Source organism: Leptothoe sp. ISB3NOV94-8A (assembly GCF_043421595.1).
In the GTDB taxonomy this organism is placed as follows: domain Bacteria; phylum Cyanobacteriota; class Cyanobacteriia; order Phormidesmidales; family Phormidesmidaceae; genus Leptothoe; species Leptothoe turfae.
Window position 1 is genome coordinate 606480 of record NZ_JAXSQW010000001.1, and the last position, 18825, is coordinate 625304.

The window sequence follows — 18825 nt, forward strand, 5'->3', positions numbered from 1 at the left end:
TCGAAACCAACCGTGACTTCGCGGTTGGTTTTTTATTTTGCTGCCCATTTAATTTAATGACACAAAGTCTTTTAGAATAAGATTTCTTAATATTTTTATTCTGGGGCCTTTGCCATAAGATGCTATTAGCCTGACTTTACAGCGTAGGACTTTTCCTACTGGTCAGACCGCTCTTTTGTCTATCGCTTTGCGATTTCTTTGACTAGCGCTTTGTAGAGTTGCCGCACGAATCTGGAAGCGGTTGCCATTCGCCTTTTGAAGTCTGGTTCACCTGGTCTGGCAAATTTGTAATGCAACCGCAGTGATGCAACTTCTCTGGTGGTGTCTGTAATCGTTGCGATCGCGTTTGCTAACTCACCGTTTAGCCAGTGTGGTGTTTTTTGAGTGCCTAGGGTATGTATGCATTGCTCGACGTCTGTGGCTATTTTTTTGACTTTGGCGGATTCGCCACCTATTACCACGGTCGTGCTGACGTAGGTCCACAGTATCGCTCTGAGGTATCTGGGACCGCCTTTGATCCATCCTCGCTTTTTGCCGGATTCTTTGAAGACTAGGCCCATGCCTAAGCTTAGTTTGAAGGCGGCTTCACTGCGATTTCTGCGTGAGGATTGGCCTTTTTTGCCGGATACGTACTCGATAATTTCTTTTCCGTCGTCGTCGAGAAATGCTTCAAAGGGGAAAATTGCGGATAGTAAAGCGGCTCTGGTTTTTGGGGCTACTTCGAATTTATCGAATATTGAGTTATAGGCTCTTAGCTTTTCTTGATAGATGAGCACGTCTAGCTCCTCCTCAAGACGAAGTTCTTCTTCGTAGAAGCTGCATAACTGGTTTGCGAGGAACTTACTGTGAGCTGATATGCCTCGACCGATGGTGTTGGCTATTTTTTCTTCGCGTAATGTGGACCATGGTCCTTTAACTTCCTGGCCAGCGATTGCGCGGATGGTGGCTGGTGGATTAGGGTCTAGCCATGACCGTGCGCATTTTTCTACTGTTTTTACTAGCTCGGGGCACTCGAATGTTAACCGTTGACATAGCCTATTGTGTATCGGGCTGCGGTTGTTAATTGTATTTTTTAGCGATAGGTATTTTTGCCTAAACTTGATTTTGTCGAGTGAAATGAAAGCTGATGGGTCGTCGTAATTTTCAAATGAATAGCAGGCTATAGCTGCTGCATCTGGCCTGTCTTGCTTATTGGTAACGCCTTGGTAGACGCGATAAGCGGTCACACGTCTTGGTGAAACTAAGCGAACGTCTTTACCATGTGCTGTTAATTGGTCTATCCAAATGTAGCCATACGAACCTGTGGGTTCTAGTACATAGGTATCCGCGTCAAGACCTAATAGATAATCGATTGAATCTTGGGATATCTTTAGAATCTCGGGCTTATAGGAACGTGCAAATTGCTTGAAGTTTCTAGGTTTCTTTTCAATTACACAAACATAGAGACTGCTTTTTCCGCAGTCACATCCAACTACTTTTGTTGTCATAAAGTCTAGTTCTCTATTTCTTGAAGCCGAAACGGCCATACTGCCACTCAAAGCAAGACTTTTTGGAAGCTGTCCAATATGCTGGTAAATCGGTTTTGCCGATCATCTTATTCTTAAGACTCTTTGCTTCCTACGGGTTACCCCGCTATCTCGTGAAATGTGAGATTTCGATTCTTCCCAGGGAATCTCTTCAGGCGGTTAAAGGGCATGTTTTCTTCAAGCCTGGTGGCCAGCATATTCTTAAACCCATAAAACATATATGTGTATTGAGTCTTTGCTGCCATTGGCTAAGGGGCTAAGGTGATTTGTGTGTGTTTTGTTAGGGCGTCTATCCCGTCTAAGCACAGTTCAATAGGTTGTCCCTTTAGCTGTTGGAGAGTGCTGTCTAGAATCTCTCTATTTGGCTGAAACTGCATTACTTATTCTCTGAGAGCATCAAAACTCGTTGTTGGAAATCTGCTTGTTTAAACTCAGGATCACTGTTGAGTAGATAGAGCAGGTCTATTAGTTCACTGATTGCGATCGCACGCCATTCTAGTGGTTCAATCATTGGCTATCGCTGAGGGAATAGCCCAGCGCTGTACGACCGCTATAGTTGATGGCTACCCATCGACCATTGGGCAGTTGGTAAAAATCTTGGGTGGTGTTGCGATAGCTGGGAAACCCAAATCTGTTGATGATGGCGTCATAGGATTGGGGCCAGGCAAGATGCAACAAGGCTTTGGTGTCAGCCGCATCGATGGAGCCGTTTACACCATAGGGTTGTAAATCTTGCTCAGGAAACGCTGACTTAGTGACATCGAATCCTGTGTTTGCTGGGGCGGAAGCCTGGACGGATGCACCCTGCAAAGCGATCTTAGATTGCGCTTGCAGGGTCTCACAGCTAGATGCCGTAAGCGCTGGCCCAAACGCAAGCAGGAGGCTGAGTATAGATAACCTGTTCACTGTTTTGATGCCCTATAAAAGGCTAACTTAACTTTATTATGAGTATAATATAGGTGTATTCTACTCATTTTTCAATAGATTAATGTGACTTTACACAACAGACGAAAGATGGATTTCACAGGCCGTTTCAGGTTTGTGAGTATAATGTGGTCGTTCCTTAATCATCTCTATAGACAGATGCCAAAGGCAGGCCATTCACAGCATGGTCAACCAAAAACAGAACGTGTCAATGCCTTACTCACTGAGCAAGGTAAAAGAGGTCTTACCGCCCTTGCGAAAGACTATCAAGTCAGTGTGTCAGAACTGCTAGATCTATTAGGGAGGGGAGAGTTAGAGATAAAACAGCCGGGGGAACCCCTGGCCAGCAGTACCTAAGTCCTAAACTGCTGGCACACTTAAGGCAGATTTTAGCCCGGGCTATAGAAACCATCGATGAGATGTTAGGCCATGGCGCATAGTGCTGTTCGGTCTCAGGCTTCGCTAGCGGGCAATGCTAAATGGTTTGGGCTCTACAAATATCCGAGCCATGGCAACTATTACTATCGGTTGCAGTGGGGGATGGGGCGCAAGGTGTTGGGCCAGCTGCATGTGAGGGGTGGTGCTGTGGGAAATGAACTGGTTGAGAATCGAGCGAGTAGACTGGCCCAGTGGATTAGAGAAGGTCGTCAGCTATCGCAGTGTAAGCAGCTGGTGAGTTCTTGGGATAAGAAGACGGCTAAGGGGGATACTCGCAACAAACCTAGACGAGTTAAGAAGGGTTGAGGCTCTTGGTATATTGAGCAAGGTGAGCATATGCCGAATGTTTTGAAGTTGTTGCTAAGACTCTCTAAAAAATAACCATCAATAGAAAAACAGGAAATGTTGGGTTACGCTGGTCGCTAACCCAATCTACGAGGCTTTTTGCTGTCGTCTGAGCTTAGCCCGTCTTCTGAGCAGATCTACGGCTAACTTACCATCAACAAACTGCTGCTGGATTACCCAGAATGCTCGACCGCTCCACAAACTACTCCGGTGGGATGGCCATACGCAGCTAGGACCCCGCCATATGCCTCGAACTAGTTTGGGTACTGGCTGACCGGCTGCGATCGCAGCAATCTGATTTCTAATGTCATCATCAATACCCACTGGCATATGCTCTGCCACATATCGGGCATACATCATCCCTCGCAGCTGCTTACGCTCATGTCTGGGAATGGTCAACAGGCCTGTAATGGTAGCTTCTAAAAATGCTAGAAACTTAGGATTGCTCCATTCGAATATCCCTTCTTCAAAGCACTGAAAAATCAGTGGCTCTGCTTCAAGCCAGTCAGCCGCATTCAGCTGGTTAAGCTGTTCAATGATGGGGTGATGGGCGGCAACGGATTTCATGGGGCGGCAACTCGATTAGCTTACTGTTGCATTCTGGCCAGGTAACTTGCTCTGGGTCGTTGGTAGCATTTAGCTAAGGTGTACACCACATAGTATAGACATTGTGATTATCTTTCCATAGCTACTGCTTAGTTAGTGTATGGTTTCAGGTTGTTGCATGGGTTGCGATCTCAACATAATTTAGTCCCATGGAAGCCAGCCGTTTAATTTCATTGCTTCAATAAATGAGTCACTGGTAACTTGCTCTGGGTCTTCGAGGTCATGCATTTTATCTTTACTGATGGTGTAGCCATCACCCCATACATTCATTTCCTCGTCGTCGCTTAGACTTACCTCGCCTCGGCCTTTGCCCATGGTACGCTTGATGCCACGGTTAGCCATCATGTAAATAATCGAGGTGGCACCCAAGTCTTTTAGGTGATCCATTAGTTCGTGATAGCTACCGTCAAAATGTTCTAGCGCATCACGCAGCTGTTCTAGCTGATCATCTGTGATCAGCTTGGCAATATCTTCTGGTATGTCTCTGCGTTTTCGTGCCATAGTTTCCCCGTTGCGTTGGTGAAGCTCTCCAAAGAGGCTCGTAGCCTACATCGACTCATGGGGGGCCTTCATTCTCTGCTGCTTACCTTTTCAGAGGTGAGAAAATTTTTTGTTATTTCTCTGCCTGTAGCTTGGCGTTAGCTGCGATTGAGATGGCTGTCTCAATATCAACACCCAACGCTTTGAACATCAAAATGACATTCTCATATCGGGAGTTATTAGGATTTTCCAATAGCCGCTCTATGGTTTTACGGTAAAAATCTTGTCGTCGTTCTTTAACAAAACTATCGCCATGTCTGGCAATTCCGTAAGCAATGGAAAGCTCATTAATGTTCTTCCCTTCTGTCAGCGCTGCTAGTACTTCCTTAGTCCCCATACATTTTAAAGTCTGTAGACAGCCCGATTATACATCAGGGCTTTGTAGCGTCAAGCATTATATGGAAAGCTCATTAATGTTCTTCCCTTCTGTCAGCGCTGCTAGTACTTCCTTAGTCCCCATACATTTTAAAGTTTGTAGACAGCCCGATTATACATCAGGGCTTTGTAGCGTCAAGCATTATTTTGTAACGCTATTCAATTTTTGCTGTACATACTCTGGTAACGGTTCTGCGTGGGGTATGGCTTTCTCTTTAAATGTAATTAATCGAACGTAATTATTCTCTCCGGCATCATTCTTACCCATGGCCCGACTAAACCAGATAGCTGCACCATAGGTTTTATTCTGTCCGCTGCGCCTGGTGTAAATATGACCACACCAGGCAACAACTGTGGGGCCGTAGTCATCACTGGCCATAACGGTTGCCCCAATAGCCTGGGGCCAGCCATTGGTATAAGCTGACAGGGGGCGCACCCAGTTGGGTGGCTGGGTAGAGGCGATAGCCTTAAATGCAGCGATAGCTTCAACTGTTAGATCAATTCTGCTATTCATTTGGCTCCCCCCCGAGTTCTTTAATGTTGTAAAAGCCCCTACGCATAGCGAGATATCCCCCAGAAAATATCTGTACACTTCAGCCGTACTTCTTCCTGGGCTATGCCGATATCTAAATCAATCCCAATGGCATCATAGGCATAGTCATGGGCGGCGATCAGACTGGTACCTGTGCCACAAAACGGATCAATCAATGTTGCCCTGTCCCGCGTAGCACAAGATAATAACCTATGGGCCAGGTCGTAAGGCATTGGGCAGGGGTGATTACGATGCTTTGTTAGTGCAATACGGAGCACGGTTTCAACATCGGCCCTGATGTGGAGCTTAGGTCGACTGTAGCGACTCTTACCCATAATAATAATGGATTCGTGAGTTGTGCCGGTGCGCTGTCCCCGGTGTGGCTGGCTGCTTTGTCCTTTGTCCCATATCTTAGTCTCAAGCAAAAACCATCCCTGCTGACATAGTCGCTCGGTTAATCGCTCAGGTATCCGCAATGGCTCACCGCTACGATACCCCTCTTCGGGCTTCCGTCTAAAACTAATGTTTCCCTGACGTCTGCCGCCAGACCTAACCGTACTGTAGCCGTTAATAGTGTCTTGAATATTGAGCCATAACACGCCACCTTCATCCATTCCCTGATAGATCAGATGAAACACACTGACCATAGCCTCTATATAGGCATTGCTAGTGGGCTCTAAGCCAAGTTGTTGTTCGAAACCATAATCTATCTGGGAGTAGTAAGGTACACTCGTCAGGCAATAGCACCAACGCAATTGAGTATTAAGCAGTTCCGCAAGCTTATCAACTGCATTGCCTTCGACAAAATTAATCATTGTTTCTTGTCCAATAAAAGTAACAACGTTGTGCGTAATCTGTAGATCGTTGAGGCATCTCGCCAGCTGCCCTCAATGTGCAAAATGCCCCAATTGGCACTACAGTATCTCTAGTAAAAATGAGTCTCATTGGCTGCCAGTGCTGGCAGTACTGGCAGTTTTTTTCGGTGGACGCATCCGGTTTAAACATCTGTTGACAAGCTGCTATGGTGGCTTCGGTTTGTTTAGAGACAACAATAGATAACAACCTTGAACCGTTACCCTGTCTATGCGGCTGAATCCGTTTGGTCACATCCTTCGCTTTGCCAAGATAGTGTTTAGCGTGATGCAAGGGATTGTGAACAAAACAAATAAGATAGGTATTCATCAATCAAATTTATTCACATATACATTTCCAACTCGATAAAAGTTGTATTTTTCAGCTGCTTTGAGATTCTCTCCGATTGCCGGAATCTTTTTGTTAACAACAGCTGCACGTTGCAGCATTAACCGGATGAGATTGTCCTCCGATACTTTCAGGTTTAATTCAAGTTGTCGCATGATTGCTGTGCCTGTTAGGCTGCTTATCCTATTATACACCTTGAAGACTGTAAATATAACCGTTTTATGTTGTTTAGATATATTGATTTACACCCTAAAAGGTGTATAATAGGAGAGTAGGATAAGATAGGCCAATGCCCCATCAACAGCTAACTTTAAGTAAGCCACAACAACTAAACTGTTGCCCATGGGCCAGGCCGCACCGAGATGGCGCAAGCCTGGGTATAGTGCTGGCTGTGCCCTGCCCACTGCCCTATGGTCTTAAACCCTGGCTAGACAGTCAGGGTTATAGCGTGGTCGCCATAGCTGAGGATAGGGGCCAATGGGCCGCACTGTTAACGGGAGATGTAGGCAACCTGTTGCTATGGTTGGATAGGCCGCAGAGTCAGGGGAGTGAAACAGCAGGCAATCTGCTACCCTGGTAAGCTATCCATAAAAGATAACAAGCCAAACCACGACAATAGCCAGGGCATAACCCGCCCGAGCACCGCACGCCGCCCAGCCACAGAGAAGCACCGCAAACGGGCACCCGTCGTCAAGCGCTACGATAACCTTTTGCCTTATTGTCAGGATTGTTATAAGTGCTTGATGATGGGGGTTTGCGGTGCTAGCCTATGCGGGCGAGGGGCTAAGGGTCGCAGGGCGGAAAATAAAAAAACGGGCAGCGTAACAATAGTGTGGGAAGAGTGACGCGGAGGCACAACAAAATAAGTGGCACAACAACTTTAATTATGGGATAGTGTGCCAACCGAAGAATGGTGCCGTAGCGTTGCTCTGGACGCACAAACAAACAAGCGCCCAACCACTCAATGTTGTGCCTTGGCCACTAGCGAGGAACGAGCGAAACTGAAATGCGTAGCAACAACTTATGGGGCAAATGCTTGTTTTGTGCGTGTGCACCAGATTTGGGCGGTTTTATTGGTGGGGAAGAGATGCAGGTAGTCTCTGAGGTCGTGGTGAGCCATGGTGATGGCCCCAGCTGGGGCTGTTTTGAGGCCGGTTTCGTAGAGGGTGTGGGCGTCTGAGGGGTGGCCTGCGGCGAGGTGGTAGAGAGCGAGGTTGAAGTGGGTTTGCCAGTTTGTTGGGTCTTTTTGGTGTTCGGTTTGGGCGAGGTGGATGGCCTGGGTGATGTCTGAGAGGGCGGCATCTGATACGCTCAGGGTTGGGGGAGGGGTTTGATGCTCGGTTGCGAGTTCCTGGTTGGTTATTAGGGCAAGGGCGAGGGCACGGCAGTAGAGAGTCCAGTCACTGTCAGATTTCTTTTCTAGGGTGTGGTTGAAGGCTGTGAGAGCTGCTTGATAGCGATGGAGCCAAAGGTAGAGTTGGCCTCGATAGCCAATGGCCCAGGTGTAGTCAGGGTCAATTTCGATGGCGCGGTCGAGATCTTCCAGAGCGGTTTCGTACTGCTGAAGCTGGGCATAGGTCTGGCCTCTGGTAGTAATTGCCCAAGCATAATCAGGTTTGAGGTCAATGGCGCGATTGAGGTCTGCCAGGGCTTGCTGATGTTGTCCTAAACGCCTATGAATGTCACCACGATTGGCTAAGGTTTTGTGGTAGTCCGGTTTGATGTCGACGGCTTTGTCGTAGCTGGCAATAGCCTCCTCATAACGACCTAAGTTATAGAGAGAAATGCCCCGGTTGTACCAGGCTAAGTGGTTGTCCGGGGTGACCTCGACGGCTTTATCGTAGCTAGCAATGGCCTCCTCATAGCACCCTAAGTTAGCGAGAGAAATGCCCCGGTTGTGCCAGGCTAAGTGGTCGTCCGGTTTGACCTCGACGGCGTTGTTGTAGCTGGCAATGGCCTCCTCATAGCACCCTAAGTTAGCGAGAGAATTGCCCCGGTTGTACCAGGCTTTATGGTAGTCCGGTTTGACCTCGACGGCGTTGTTGTAGCTGGCAATGGCCTCCTCATAGCACCCTAAGTTAGCGAGAGAAATGCCCCGGTTGTACCAGGCTTCATGGTAGTCCGGTTTGATCTCAATAACTTTGTCGTAGCTGGCAATGGCTTCCTCATCGCGACCTAGTTGACTCAGTTGGACTCCTTTATTGTACCAACCGAGTGCATCATCAGGTTTGATCTCTAATGCTTTGTTATAGGAAATAAGTGCTTCTTCATATTTTCTCAGTTTTTCTAAGGCAGTGCCTCTATTTATCAAGGCATTGTGGTCGTCCGGTTTGATGTTGAGGGCTTTGTCGTAGCTGGCAATGGCCTCAACATAGCGCCCTAAGTCAGAGAGAGAATTGCCTAGTTTCCAAAGATATAAATTAACGACAAAATCAGGGGAAGAGACTGCGCTTAAAATTTTAGCCTGGTCTTGAGCCTTACTTAGCCAGGCTGGTTGTTGGGCATTAGAGCAACGTTTTGCCTTACACAGGCATGCCATGAATTTGGCTAACCCTTGAAGCTGATCGGGAGCTGCCAGGCATCGCTGTATTGCTTTATCTATTGCCGCTTTGGAAAGTCCATAGTTTGCTTGATTGTAGGGATAGTCGATGGGAAACTCTTCCAAGACAGCCCAGCCGTAGACAATGGCGGGGGAGATTTCTTTTAGGAATTGTCGGGTGGTGTAATTGAGGTAGGTGGGCTCGTTGTCTAGTGCGCCTTCTGCCAGGATGGCTTGGGGGGGCATCTGCAATAGTTCATCGTGGTTGAAAAATCTGGCTTCTAGTAGATTAGTGATAATCTGAGTCTGAAAATCGGGCTGTCGGGCAAATGCCAAATGGTATAAATACTCGGTCTGGAGTGTATGCCAGTCTGGATTTTCGTATTTGTCGGGTGGTGGGGCCTCGGGTGGAACTTCCTGGTGGGCGGCACGTTGAAAATAGTCGGCCAGCTGTTTGTGGATCTGTTCAAACTGTTGTGGGTCAGTCTGGCGTAGGGCCATGCGAAAAACATCTCGGGCGACATCATCTACCCGCCAGCGATTACCTGCGGGTTCGACAAAGTTTTGCTGAATTAACCAACCAAAACAGTTGCGGGTGTCGTCAACGGCGGTGGCAAAATCCAGATCATAGTGTTCTGTGAGGTGGCGGATGACGGATAGGTCAAACCAACGGCAGCAGGCGGATAGTTGTACTACGGTTTTCTGTGGGTTGCTGAGGCCTTCTGACAGTAGCCGGACAATTTCCTGATTGCCTTCTGTCAGGTTGAGGGGGAGTTTTTTTTCTCGCTGCTCGCGCACCCAGTTGAGATAATAGGGTAGTCCCCTGGTGACCTGATAAATATTTTGAATTTCAGTCTCGTCAGTGAGGCCGATCTGACTGAGGTAGTCTGTGGTTTGTTCTGGGGTAAATTTGTCAAAGGTGCGTTCGTAAATGCAGTTGGTATCTTGATGTAATTTACGCCATCCTTCCTCCCGGCGAATATTGCGCCGCCCGGCAATGACGAGCCTGACTGGGTAGTCCATCAGACGGGTATTACCCAGGAGTGTACGCCATAGCCAGGTATCTAATACCAGGGGCACTTTTTCATAGGTGTCTAGCATCAGTACGACGGGACGTTTTTGGGCCTGTTGCTTTAGCCCGTCGGCAAAGGCCTGGGTGAGTTCTGCCAGGGGGTCTAGCATGAGCTTTTGCAGGGCGGTGTTACGTTTCGTAGCCCGGTGCTGTTGCAAAAGCTGCATGACGTCATCTTTGAGGGATAGACCGGCAACGGCGGCGGCGGTGCCGCGCTCTACGATTTGCTCTGCTAGTTTCTCCTGGCTTTCAGGCAGGAACATTTTGCCAGCGACATCTACGCCTAGTCTTAGTAGGGTTTTTACGTGTTGTAGCTGGGTATCGTCTACGGACCCTAGCCGATTTTTGGGTTGGGTTTCGAGGGTGTGGATGGTTTCGAAATAGAGGTCATAGCGTTCCCAGAATGGATCGCTACTCCAGGCATCGTGGGGGGCGATTTGCTCGTAGAGCTTGGCCATGAGGGGAATGGGTTGGTCGATGCCTTCGGTGCGGCCAAAGCTTACTTGCCCTAGGTTGGCAGTATGTTGCTGAGAGTCTTGTATTGTGCTGAGGAGGGTGGTTTTGCCGACGCCGCCGATGCCATAGATGTGGAAGACTGTGGGGCTGGTGGTGGGGTTTGCCAGGGCCTTGGCAATGGCTGCGAGGAATTCTTCGGCTTCTGAGCGGGAGACGTAGGGCTTTTGGGTGGAGGGCATGGGCTCATCGGGCATGTTAGTGCAATTTTAGCCGAGATTTTTTTGGGATGGTTATTTTGGGGGAGATGGTTACTAGCGTTAGTTGCCGGGACCCCTCCCTGACGGTTCCCCTTGCCAAGGGGAACCCTTGGTTAGGTTTGACTGAACCTATTGTCTCTAGGGGGATATAGCCATTTTCTCTGATTTATATGTGCACAGTAGCCTTAGTGAGGGGAAGCATGGTTAAGCTGTGTTGAATTGTTTAAGGGTTTTTGTGTTATTTGTCAGTCTCAGTGTGAGTCTCAATCGCTACCCCATCTTATGGGGTTTTCTAGCTGCGATCGCACCTGAGCCAATAAGAGATTCTTGATTTTTGTATATTCTCATCAGTATGATGGGGCATAGGTTTAGCTACATGCTGGGCATAGATCAGCTCTCGCATTTGCTGTTGCTTATGCTGTTTGGGTTGCTGTGGTGTTCCTAAGGTGCGATCGCAACTACATCGACTCCGATGATGTCCACCCAACCGACTCTTTACTTTGCTTTTCAGAGTGGAATTCTTACGGTGGGCGTTGCCCATCCTACCAGGATGCTTTTTTAGGTTAGCAGTATTTACTCTTACACTTCATCGATCTGGTATCCTAAATCCTCAGCAATCTTGAGGATGGAACCAATGTTGCCAATTCCCCACTGGTTACAAACAGCTACTACGAGACCATCACCAGTTTTGAGTAGCTGGTCATCATTTAAAAAGTAACGATCTGGGCTGGTCTTTTCTTTGGCCTTTTCGTATAAAGCAACAACGCCATAGGTTTTATGAATCTCATCAGGAAAGATATGACGTAACTCCTCAAACGTTTTATCTGGATGAGTTTGGAGATAGTGGGTGACTATGGCCAATACTAGCTGACGTTTGTTATATGTTTTACCGAGAAAATGATACTGCGTTTTATCTTTAGTAGATCTAGCAGCAGCGCGTTTAGCTTCGGCTTGTTCTCGTACTTTTACTTGATATTCTTCTGCTTCTGGTAAAGGAATAATTTGTTCAATGTTAAGCAGGAGTTCTTCACCGAGTTTGTAAGGCTGTAGCCGGACACAGCGAATATCTAAGTCTCGCTCATTCAACCACATTACGGTAGTGGTTAGCTCTTTAGAAAAGTCACCTGATGCCAGTACAATTCTGATATCTGTGGGAAATTGATCTTCTAAGGGATCGCTCCAATTTAGAAAATTGAGAATTTCTTCTTCGGCATTTTTCTCTATGCCACGTTGATCAAGATACTGTTGATGCACGTCAAAGGCTCTCTTAAGCGTCATTGTAGAAACCATGGCTGCATAGCGTAGAGCTTGAAGCTCCATATGAGCACCCGTTTCATCTCGCTTAAGTTCAATGACGACTAAATTGGCTTGTTTGTCGATGCCCAGTAGGTCAATTCTTCTAGCACCCTCTGTCCATCCTGAAAACTCTTCGGCAATTACTAGGGTGTTTGGGGATATCACATTTATGTTGTCCCTTAATGCCGCCTGGAGGTCGGCGCGTTCTCGAATCCCTTCTATGCCAAATTGAGTGCGGTTAATTTCAGAAATTTGCTTATCTCTAAAGGTGTAGATGGGCATGTGATAGACCGAATATTGTTGAGTTTAAAAATAATCGGGGTGTTGAGTTACGCTTGGGGCTAACCCAACCTACGGGCTAATCCAATTTATGGAGTGAGAGGGGGATGTAGGAGATTGGCATAAGTATGTGCGGTTTTGTTGGTGGGAAAGAGGTGCAGGTAGTCTCTGATGTCGTGGTGAGCCATGGTGATGGCCCAAGCTGGGGCTGTCTTGAGGCCGGTTTCGTAGAGGGTGTGGGCGTCTGAGGGGTGGCCTGCGGCGAGGTGGTAGAGGGCGAGGTTAAAGTGGGTTTGCCAGTTTGTTGGGTCTTTTTGGTGTTCGGTTTGGGCGAGGTGGATGGCCTGGGTGATGTCTGAGAGGGCGGCATCTGATATGCTCAGGGTTGGTGGAGGGGGTTGATGCTCGGTTGCGAGTTCCTGGTTGGTTATTAGGGCAAGGGCGAGGGCACGGCAGTAGAGAGTCCAGTCACTGTCAGATTTCTTTTCTAGGTCATGGTTGAAGGCTGTGAGAGCTGCTTGATAGCGATGAAGCCAAAGGTAGAGTTCGCCTCGATAGCCAATGGCCCAGGTGTAGTCAGGGTCAATTTCGATGGCGCGGTCGAGATCTTGCAGGGCGGTTTCGTACTGCTGAAGCTGGGCATAGGTCTGGCCTCTGGTGGTAATTGCCCAATCATAATCAGGTTTGAGGTCAATAGCGTGATTGAGATCTGCCAGGGCTTGCTGATGTTGTCCTAAACGCCTATGAATGTCACCACGATTGGCTAAGGCTTCATGGTCGTCCGGTTTGATGTCGAGGGCTTTGTCGTAGCTGGCAATGGCCTCCTCATAGCGCCCTAAGTTAGCGAGAGAACTGCCCCGGTTGCCCCAGGCTTCGTGGTCGTCCGGTTTGATGTCGAGGGCTTTGTCGTAGCTGGCAATGGCCTCCTCATAGCGGCCTAAGTTATAGAGAGAACTGCCCCGGTTGTTCCAGGCTTCGTGTTTGTCCGGTTTGATGTCGAGGGCTTTGTCGTAGCTGGCAATGGCCTCCTCATAGCGCCTTAAGTTATAGAGAGAACTGCCCCGGTTGTTCCAGGCTAAGTGGTCGTCCGGTTTGATGTCGAGGGCTTTGTCGTAGCTGGCAATGGCCTCCTCATAGCGGCCTAAGTTATCGAGAGAAATGCCCCGGTTGTACCAGGCGTCGTGGTAGTCCGGTTTGATGTCGACGGCTTTGTCGTAGCTGGCAATCGCCTCCTCATAGCGGCCTAAGTTCTTGAGAGAATTGCCCCGGTTGTTCCAGGCGTCGTGGTAGTCCGGTTTGAACTCAATAACTTTGTCGTAGCTGGCAATGGCCTCCTTATAGCGCCCTAAGTTATCGAGAGAAATGCCCCGGTTGCCCCAGGCGTCGTGTTTGTCCGGTTTGATGTCGAGGGCTTTGTCGTAGCTGGCAATCGCCTCCTCATAGCGCCCTAAGTTCTTGAGAGAAATGCCCCGGTTGTACCAGGCGTCGTGGTAGTCCGGTTTGATGTCGAGGGCTTTGTCGTAGCTGGCAATGGCCTCCTCATAGCGCCCTAAGTCATCGAGAGAAATGCCCCGGTTGTTCCAGGCTAAGTGGTAGTCCGGTTTGATGTCGAGGGCTTTGTCGTAGCTGGCAATGGCCTCCTCATAGCGCCCTAAGTCATCGAGAGAAATGCCCCGGTTGTTCCAGGCTAAGTGGTAGTCCGGTTTGAGTTCGACGGCGTTGTCGTAGCTGGCAATCGCCTCCTCATACTGATTTCGAGCAGCTAGAAGCTGTCCTTTACGATTTAGATTGTCTGCGGTAGAAATAGGAACCTCTAAAGCCTTATCCCAACTAATGTACGCATCTTTAAAGGAGCCATCAACAATTTGAAAAATACTTAGATCAAACAACAAATGGAATCGTTCATTGGGTGATATAGAGGATTCATCTAGTAGATCCCTAATTCTAAGTGCTTGTTGAACTCTCTTATTGGGGTCCATTTCTTGGACTTTTTCGTAATCTTTCAAAAAGGAGTCTTGGGTCTTCTGTGTAATTGAGTCCTGTGGATCTTTAAACTCAAATACCCCTGAGCGCCAATCAAAAAAGTCAGGAGCCCGTCGCGTTATATAGCGTACCAAAAACAGTGGCACTAAAAACACAAAACATGTCTGAAGCTGATTGCGAAACCGATCGCGTTGCTGGTTTAAGTTACGCAAAATGGGGGGCACATCTTTCCAGCTGTAGCCCTGACGTTCTGATGACGTCCAGCCGATCTGTCGCTTAGTTTCTTCATATTCCAGCAGAGAATGCTCAATACCCTGCACAAATAACATATCCGCTGGATGCTCGGCTAAAAACGATGAGGCCCATCTCAAAAAATCTCCATCTGGCAAAGGCTCTGTCAATGTCAATAACTCACAGTGTTTCCTTGGTAAATCTCGCTTTAGATCGTCTACCAACTTTTGGCCTCGATCGGGGGAACAGCGTACAAAAACAATCCCAAATCCTACTTGTCGCCGTAATGCACGTAAGAGGGCCTGATACTCCTGATCGGCGTCATAATCTGGCAGATCGGACAAATCTAGATTTTCTAGGGGATCTAACATCATGCCTACTCCTCCTGATGGGATGCCTGGTAGCGTTTAGCCGCTTGCTCAAAGGCCTCAAGTTTCTGAATTAGGGGATGGACATCATGCCAACGAATCGTTTGGAAATCATCGTCGGTTTCTTGCACCATGCGATATTCCAACACACAGCGGTTGAACAATAGTCCCCGATAATCATCGTCATTGGGAATTCGCTTTGTCTGGGCCACTTCTGCTAGTTTATCCCAGTCCACCTCATCCACCGTATTACGATAGTCATCTCGCCCTTTGGCAATGGCTCGTAATATTGCTGGTCGCCGGATAGGTAGCTGATCTGTCCAGTTTAGGGCTGTCTGGACTAACTGCATGAGCTCTCGCATATGGCCACCGCTGATCAGACAGAGGCTATCCAACAGTGCGTCACTCTCAAACACATCGGGAACTAAGGCCATGTCCGTAAACTTCTCTACCCGTTGCTGGATCAATTGCTTCATGGTTGTTAGTCCGGGCGGATGGATGGTGCCATCTTGTAGGCGTACCATCACCATGGGTAGCACATGGCAATTGCCATAGTTATCCCGTAGCTGCGACGCACGATTGGAGTACACCAGGGAGATGGGCACTGTGTAAATCACATTGCAGGCCAGTCGACACATCTGGCTGCTATGGTCAATAAAAATCTCATCATGGTTGGTTTTACCATTGTCACGGGGAATCAGCCCAATGCGGTCAAGGTTGTCAGCGATAATGACCAACTCTTTGGCTTGAAGATTTCGCTGTGCCTCGGCAATAAATTCATTTAAAGCTTCAATGAGGGACACTGAATGAATATCGACCTGTTCTCGAATCTTTTGACGGGTGCTGGGGATCTGACGTAGGGTTGCCGTGAGCTTAGCAAACTGGGCAATTTGTCCGTCAAGTTTAAGGTTTTCGAAGGCAACTTCTGTCAGCGCTAGATCTTTCAACGATTGCCAGCGAGATTGCAACCAATTTACTAATGGTCCTGGATTGGCATCAGCCTGCAATTTTTCCAATAGATGGCGTGTACAGGAAAGTAAAATATCTGTGTACTGCGCATCCGTGTCGTCGAGATCATCTGTTGCTTCAAAATAGATAACCTTGCGCTGATTATTTTCTAAATATTGTCGTAACCGACGCAGTTCTGTGGACTTGCCTACCCCCCGATGACCTGTATAAAGCTGATAGGTTGGTTGATCTGAACGTAGGATATTGCGTCCTACTTCGTTGAGAATGTTTTCCTGTCCCCGGACGTTATGGCAGGTGACATAAAAGGGGCTGTCCGGCTCCAATGGACGCTTAGGGTCAAAGGCGTTATAAATCTGGGTTATGAGGGCTTCACTCACAGCGGTACCATCCAGCAGGCTATAGAACTGAATCTAAGTTCAATGGGGTATGGCAATTTTAAGCGAAGGTGTAGGGGATTGGGTTACCTGTTCCAATAACTTTCCGATTTATAGATATATCTATGGTGGGCAGCAGACAGATATGTATAGGTTAGGTAGTGCCCACCCTACCTGAAAAATCTTTTTGCTTTTATCTCTTCAATGTTCTCTTTAATCTCTTCTAAGTTTCTATCGATGGCATCAAACCGATCCTTCGCATCGTCGAGGACTAAGGCTACATTGCCCGACAGCTGCCGTAGGTCATTCTGAAGATGATTAAAACTTCTCTCGGCTGCGTAGGTCTTTTTAACTGCTCCTGCATACCAGGTAGCCACCCCAATGACCAGGCTAACTAAGCTGGCAATGCCAATAATGACCGTGATAACCGTAGATAACCCATCAAGCATAATTTGTCATAACGCCCTCTAAGGCACGGGAACTCTAGATGTTGTATCACCTTGTCGCTGATAAACAACATCAACTCAACAACATTAGTTATCCCATGCCTTCTACAAAAGCGGACAAGGTAGCCAAACGAAAGCCTGGCAGACCCAAAAAGAAAGTCGAAACCAAAGACCTGCGCATTGTGGAAGATATGGCGGGGCGAGGGGCTAAGCTGGATGCGATCGCAACTGTAATTGGCATCAGCCCCAGCACCCTGGACCGCTGGCTAACGAGGGAAGATATCAGAGCTGCCTATGAGCGAGGACGTGCGATCTCAACCGATAATATCGCCCAGTCACTGTATGACCAGGCCATGGCCGGAAACGTCACCGCCGCTATCTTCTGGCTTAAGGCTCAAGCCGGATGGACCGATAAGCCCCAGCCCGAGCAAACTGATACGGCCCAGGTCGTTGTCTACATTCCAGACAACCAGAGAGGGAATGCTGCATAGTGAGCGTTATTTTTTGGGATTGATGATTTTGTAAGACAGTAGCTACCCCATTAGGGTGCGATCGCATATCGACTCTGGGGTGTCCCCCCATTCCATCCCTTCTTTTGCTTTTTAGAGTGGAAATAAAAATTTTTGAATTTAGTTGTTGCAGCCCCTGGGTGAGCAATATACAACAACTTTTTCTAATGCATTGCTGTGCTCCCTACAACAACAATGGAGGTGGTACCAATTGCCGCTGTAGAGATAAGGCCACAGTCTGGACCACAAACCAATTTCCTGAGCAGTCCCGCTGATATCGTCATCTATGGTGGTGGTGCCGGAGGCGGTAAAACCTGGTCTTTGCTGCTGGAGTGTATGCGCAATGTTGCTAATCCCAGATTTAGTGCTGTCATTTTTCGACGCACATCACCACAAATCACAGCCCCTGGTGGCCTGCTCGATGCCTCAATGGACCTGTTCCCCCTGCTGGGTGGAGTTCTCAAGCGCGCACGACTAGAATGGCTTTTTCCTGGTGGTGCCAAGGTGGTTTTTCGGCATTTGAAACTAGACCGAGACTGCTTTGCCTGGCAGGGGGCTGAAGTGCCCCTAATCTGCTGGGATGAAATGTGCCATTTTACGGAGTCTCAATTTTGGTATTTGATAAGCCGTAACCGTTCGACTTGTGGTGTTAAACCCTACATTCGGGGAACCTGTAACCCGGACCCTGATAGTTTTGTAGCCGGGCTAATTGACTGGTTCCTTGATGATGAAGGTTACCCTGATCCAAAAAAGGCAGGCCAGCTGAGATATTTTATGCGGGAGAATGGTGCGATCGCATGGGTGGATGAGACCTATCGAGACAGTGAGACTGGGCTACCTCCCAAATCCCTCACCTTTATTCCGAGCAGTATCTATAACAATCCGGCTCTGTTAAAGACTAATCCAGAATACCTGCTCAACCTAAAAGCCTTGCCTGAAGTAGAGCGATTGCAACTGCTTGGCGGCAACTGGCGTATCAAACGGACTGCAGGCAAATTCTTTAAGGGTGAGTGGTTTAAATTTTGTGCTCGCATCCCCCAAGGTATTAGTCGATGGGTACGCTTCTGGGATTTTGCCGCCAGCTCTGACCAGCAAAAGGGCGATCCAGATTTTACAGCCAGCTGCAAAATGGGGCTTTTGGCCGATGGCCGTGTGGTTATAGCAGAGATGACCAGCGCTAGATTACCCCCTGGCGCTGCAGAACAGGCATTGATCACCACCGCTGCTGCGGATGGCGTACATGTTGCCCAGCGCTGGCAACGCGATCCGGGCCAGGCTGGAGTGTATCAAGATCAACGACTCAGGGGGTTACTGCGTGGCTATGATGCCAAAGGCACCATCTCTCAAATTTCTAAATCCCAACGAGCTGCCCCATTAGCCAGATCTGCTGAATTTGGTGAAGTCTTAATAGTGCAGGCCATCTGGAACGCTAGTTTACTCAATGAGCTTAGCCAGTTTCCCGATGGTCGTCACGATGATCAGGTAGATGCCGCAGCTGGGGCTTATCTAGACCTTAGCGGCGAAGGTGCTTTTAAGTTTGGTACCGCTTCATTCCGATAA

General features: G+C 48.2%; 20 protein-coding genes. 5 read left to right on the forward strand and 15 right to left on the reverse strand.

All coding sequences use genetic code 11. The annotated features are described in order from the left end of the window. Positions 1–179: 179 nt before the first annotated feature. From SPB21_RS02490 to SPB21_RS02500, 3 genes are all read right to left on the reverse strand, one after another. Positions 180–1526: an IS110 family transposase gene (locus SPB21_RS02490; protein ID WP_499865328.1), complete on the reverse strand. Its 1347-nt coding sequence runs from the start codon at positions 1524–1526 to the stop codon at positions 180–182. A gap of 376 nt (positions 1527–1902) precedes the next feature. Continuing rightward, complete coding sequence (locus tag SPB21_RS02495; protein ID WP_499865330.1) at positions 1903–2037, reverse strand: hypothetical protein; 135 nt, start codon at positions 2035–2037, stop codon at positions 1903–1905. Next, positions 2034–2432, reverse strand: a complete 399-nt coding sequence (locus SPB21_RS02500) for a hypothetical protein (protein ID WP_499865331.1) — start codon at positions 2430–2432, stop codon at positions 2034–2036. The genes SPB21_RS02495 and SPB21_RS02500 overlap by 4 nt, the downstream gene beginning before the upstream one ends. Positions 2433–2609: 177 nt before the next feature. Here SPB21_RS02500 and SPB21_RS02505 point away from each other — a divergent pair, with 177 nt between their 5' ends. Continuing rightward, positions 2610–2807, forward strand: a complete 198-nt coding sequence (locus SPB21_RS02505; protein WP_499865333.1) for a hypothetical protein — start codon at positions 2610–2612, stop codon at positions 2805–2807. A 72-nt stretch (positions 2808–2879) separates the two neighbouring features. Further along, a complete protein-coding gene (locus SPB21_RS02510) occupies positions 2880–3194 on the forward strand; it encodes a hypothetical protein (protein WP_499865334.1) in 315 nt (104 codons plus the stop codon). 126 nt (positions 3195–3320) lie between these two features. Here the strand turns inward: SPB21_RS02510 and SPB21_RS02515 are convergent, their stop codons facing one another. The 6 genes from SPB21_RS02515 to SPB21_RS02540 form a co-directional block, all read right to left on the reverse strand. Continuing rightward, positions 3321–3800, reverse strand: a complete 480-nt coding sequence (locus tag SPB21_RS02515) for a hypothetical protein (RefSeq protein ID WP_499865335.1) — start codon at positions 3798–3800, stop codon at positions 3321–3323. 180 nt (positions 3801–3980) lie between these two features. After that, the gene (locus SPB21_RS02520) at positions 3981–4340 is read right to left on the reverse strand and encodes a hypothetical protein (protein ID WP_499865336.1); all 360 of its coding nucleotides are present in this window, start codon (positions 4338–4340) and stop codon (positions 3981–3983) included. Between the two features lie 112 nt (positions 4341–4452). Further along, a complete protein-coding gene (locus SPB21_RS02525; protein ID WP_499865338.1) occupies positions 4453–4716 on the reverse strand; it encodes a hypothetical protein in 264 nt (87 codons plus the stop codon). 180 nt (positions 4717–4896) lie between these two features. After that, on the reverse strand, positions 4897–5268 hold the full coding sequence (locus SPB21_RS02530; protein ID WP_499865339.1) for a single-stranded DNA-binding protein: 372 nt from the start codon (positions 5266–5268) through the stop codon (positions 4897–4899). Positions 5269–5306: 38 nt separating this feature from the next. Next, positions 5307–6101, reverse strand: a complete 795-nt coding sequence (locus SPB21_RS02535; protein WP_499865341.1) for a DNA methyltransferase — start codon at positions 6099–6101, stop codon at positions 5307–5309. Positions 6102–6467: 366 nt separating this feature from the next. After that, positions 6468–6641 carry a hypothetical protein gene (locus SPB21_RS02540; protein WP_499865342.1) on the reverse strand — a complete coding sequence of 58 codons (174 nt, stop codon included), beginning with the start codon at positions 6639–6641 and terminating at the stop codon, positions 6468–6470. 134 nt (positions 6642–6775) lie between these two features. Here SPB21_RS02540 and SPB21_RS02545 point away from each other — a divergent pair, with 134 nt between their 5' ends. Next, positions 6776–7066 (forward strand): hypothetical protein, encoded by a 291-nt coding sequence (locus SPB21_RS02545; RefSeq protein ID WP_006519629.1) that lies wholly within the window; start codon positions 6776–6778, stop codon positions 7064–7066. Positions 7067–7507: 441 nt separating this feature from the next. On the opposite strand, the gene SPB21_RS02550 is transcribed toward SPB21_RS02545, so the two are convergent. The 6 genes from SPB21_RS02550 to SPB21_RS02575 form a co-directional block, all read right to left on the reverse strand. Further along, the gene (locus tag SPB21_RS02550) at positions 7508–10792 is read right to left on the reverse strand and encodes a tetratricopeptide repeat protein (protein ID WP_499865343.1); all 3285 of its coding nucleotides are present in this window, start codon (positions 10790–10792) and stop codon (positions 7508–7510) included. 310 nt (positions 10793–11102) lie between these two features. Further along, the gene (locus SPB21_RS02555) at positions 11103–11351 is read right to left on the reverse strand and encodes a hypothetical protein (RefSeq protein WP_499865345.1); all 249 of its coding nucleotides are present in this window, start codon (positions 11349–11351) and stop codon (positions 11103–11105) included. Positions 11352–11389: 38 nt separating this feature from the next. Continuing rightward, positions 11390–12388, reverse strand: coding sequence for a hypothetical protein (locus SPB21_RS02560; protein ID WP_499865346.1), 999 nt, complete (start codon positions 12386–12388; stop codon positions 11390–11392). A gap of 86 nt (positions 12389–12474) precedes the next feature. Beyond that, a complete protein-coding gene (locus SPB21_RS02565; protein WP_499865348.1) occupies positions 12475–14973 on the reverse strand; it encodes a tetratricopeptide repeat protein in 2499 nt (832 codons plus the stop codon). Positions 14974–14975: 2 nt separating this feature from the next. Continuing rightward, the gene (locus tag SPB21_RS02570) at positions 14976–16313 is read right to left on the reverse strand and encodes an ATP-binding protein (RefSeq protein ID WP_499865349.1); all 1338 of its coding nucleotides are present in this window, start codon (positions 16311–16313) and stop codon (positions 14976–14978) included. A 167-nt stretch (positions 16314–16480) separates the two neighbouring features. Beyond that, positions 16481–16759, reverse strand: coding sequence for a hypothetical protein (locus SPB21_RS02575; RefSeq protein ID WP_499865351.1), 279 nt, complete (start codon positions 16757–16759; stop codon positions 16481–16483). A 95-nt stretch (positions 16760–16854) separates the two neighbouring features. Between SPB21_RS02575 and SPB21_RS02580 the strand changes: the two genes are divergently transcribed. Together SPB21_RS02580 and terL are read left to right on the forward strand one after the other, a co-directional pair. Continuing rightward, positions 16855–17247, forward strand: coding sequence for a DNA-binding protein (locus SPB21_RS02580; RefSeq protein ID WP_499865352.1), 393 nt, complete (start codon positions 16855–16857; stop codon positions 17245–17247). 213 nt (positions 17248–17460) lie between these two features. After that, on the forward strand, positions 17461–18825 hold the full coding sequence (gene terL / locus SPB21_RS02585; RefSeq protein ID WP_499865353.1) for a phage terminase large subunit: 1365 nt from the start codon (positions 17461–17463) through the stop codon (positions 18823–18825).

What these genes read in the sequence shown, in the direction of transcription:
- SPB21_RS02495 (WP_499865330.1), bottom strand. Translation starts at nt 2,037, where the DNA reads ATGATTGAACCACTAGAATGGCGTGCGATCGCAATCAGTGAACTAATA.
- SPB21_RS02575 (WP_499865351.1), bottom strand. Translation starts at nt 16,759, where the DNA reads ATGCTTGATGGGTTATCTACGGTTATCACGGTCATTATTGGCATTGCC.
- SPB21_RS02490 (WP_499865328.1), bottom strand. Translation starts at nt 1,526, where the DNA reads ATGGCCGTTTCGGCTTCAAGAAATAGAGAACTAGACTTTATGACAACA.
- SPB21_RS02560 (WP_499865346.1), bottom strand. Translation starts at nt 12,388, where the DNA reads ATGCCCATCTACACCTTTAGAGATAAGCAAATTTCTGAAATTAACCGC.
- SPB21_RS02555 (WP_499865345.1), bottom strand. Translation starts at nt 11,351, where the DNA reads ATGGGCAACGCCCACCGTAAGAATTCCACTCTGAAAAGCAAAGTAAAG.
- SPB21_RS02550 (WP_499865343.1), bottom strand. Translation starts at nt 10,792, where the DNA reads ATGCCCTCCACCCAAAAGCCCTACGTCTCCCGCTCAGAAGCCGAAGAA.
- SPB21_RS02515 (WP_499865335.1), bottom strand. Translation starts at nt 3,800, where the DNA reads ATGAAATCCGTTGCCGCCCATCACCCCATCATTGAACAGCTTAACCAG.
- SPB21_RS02565 (WP_499865348.1), bottom strand. Translation starts at nt 14,973, where the DNA reads ATGATGTTAGATCCCCTAGAAAATCTAGATTTGTCCGATCTGCCAGAT.
- SPB21_RS02530 (WP_499865339.1), bottom strand. Translation starts at nt 5,268, where the DNA reads ATGAATAGCAGAATTGATCTAACAGTTGAAGCTATCGCTGCATTTAAG.
- SPB21_RS02525 (WP_499865338.1), bottom strand. Translation starts at nt 4,716, where the DNA reads ATGGGGACTAAGGAAGTACTAGCAGCGCTGACAGAAGGGAAGAACATT.
- SPB21_RS02510 (WP_499865334.1), top strand. Translation starts at nt 2,880, where the DNA reads ATGGCGCATAGTGCTGTTCGGTCTCAGGCTTCGCTAGCGGGCAATGCT.
- SPB21_RS02545 (WP_006519629.1), top strand. Translation starts at nt 6,776, where the DNA reads ATGCCCCATCAACAGCTAACTTTAAGTAAGCCACAACAACTAAACTGT.
- SPB21_RS02580 (WP_499865352.1), top strand. Translation starts at nt 16,855, where the DNA reads ATGCCTTCTACAAAAGCGGACAAGGTAGCCAAACGAAAGCCTGGCAGA.
- SPB21_RS02505 (WP_499865333.1), top strand. Translation starts at nt 2,610, where the DNA reads ATGCCAAAGGCAGGCCATTCACAGCATGGTCAACCAAAAACAGAACGT.
- SPB21_RS02540 (WP_499865342.1), bottom strand. Translation starts at nt 6,641, where the DNA reads ATGCGACAACTTGAATTAAACCTGAAAGTATCGGAGGACAATCTCATC.
- SPB21_RS02520 (WP_499865336.1), bottom strand. Translation starts at nt 4,340, where the DNA reads ATGGCACGAAAACGCAGAGACATACCAGAAGATATTGCCAAGCTGATC.
- SPB21_RS02535 (WP_499865341.1), bottom strand. Translation starts at nt 6,101, where the DNA reads ATGATTAATTTTGTCGAAGGCAATGCAGTTGATAAGCTTGCGGAACTG.
- terL (WP_499865353.1), top strand. Translation starts at nt 17,461, where the DNA reads ATGGAGGTGGTACCAATTGCCGCTGTAGAGATAAGGCCACAGTCTGGA.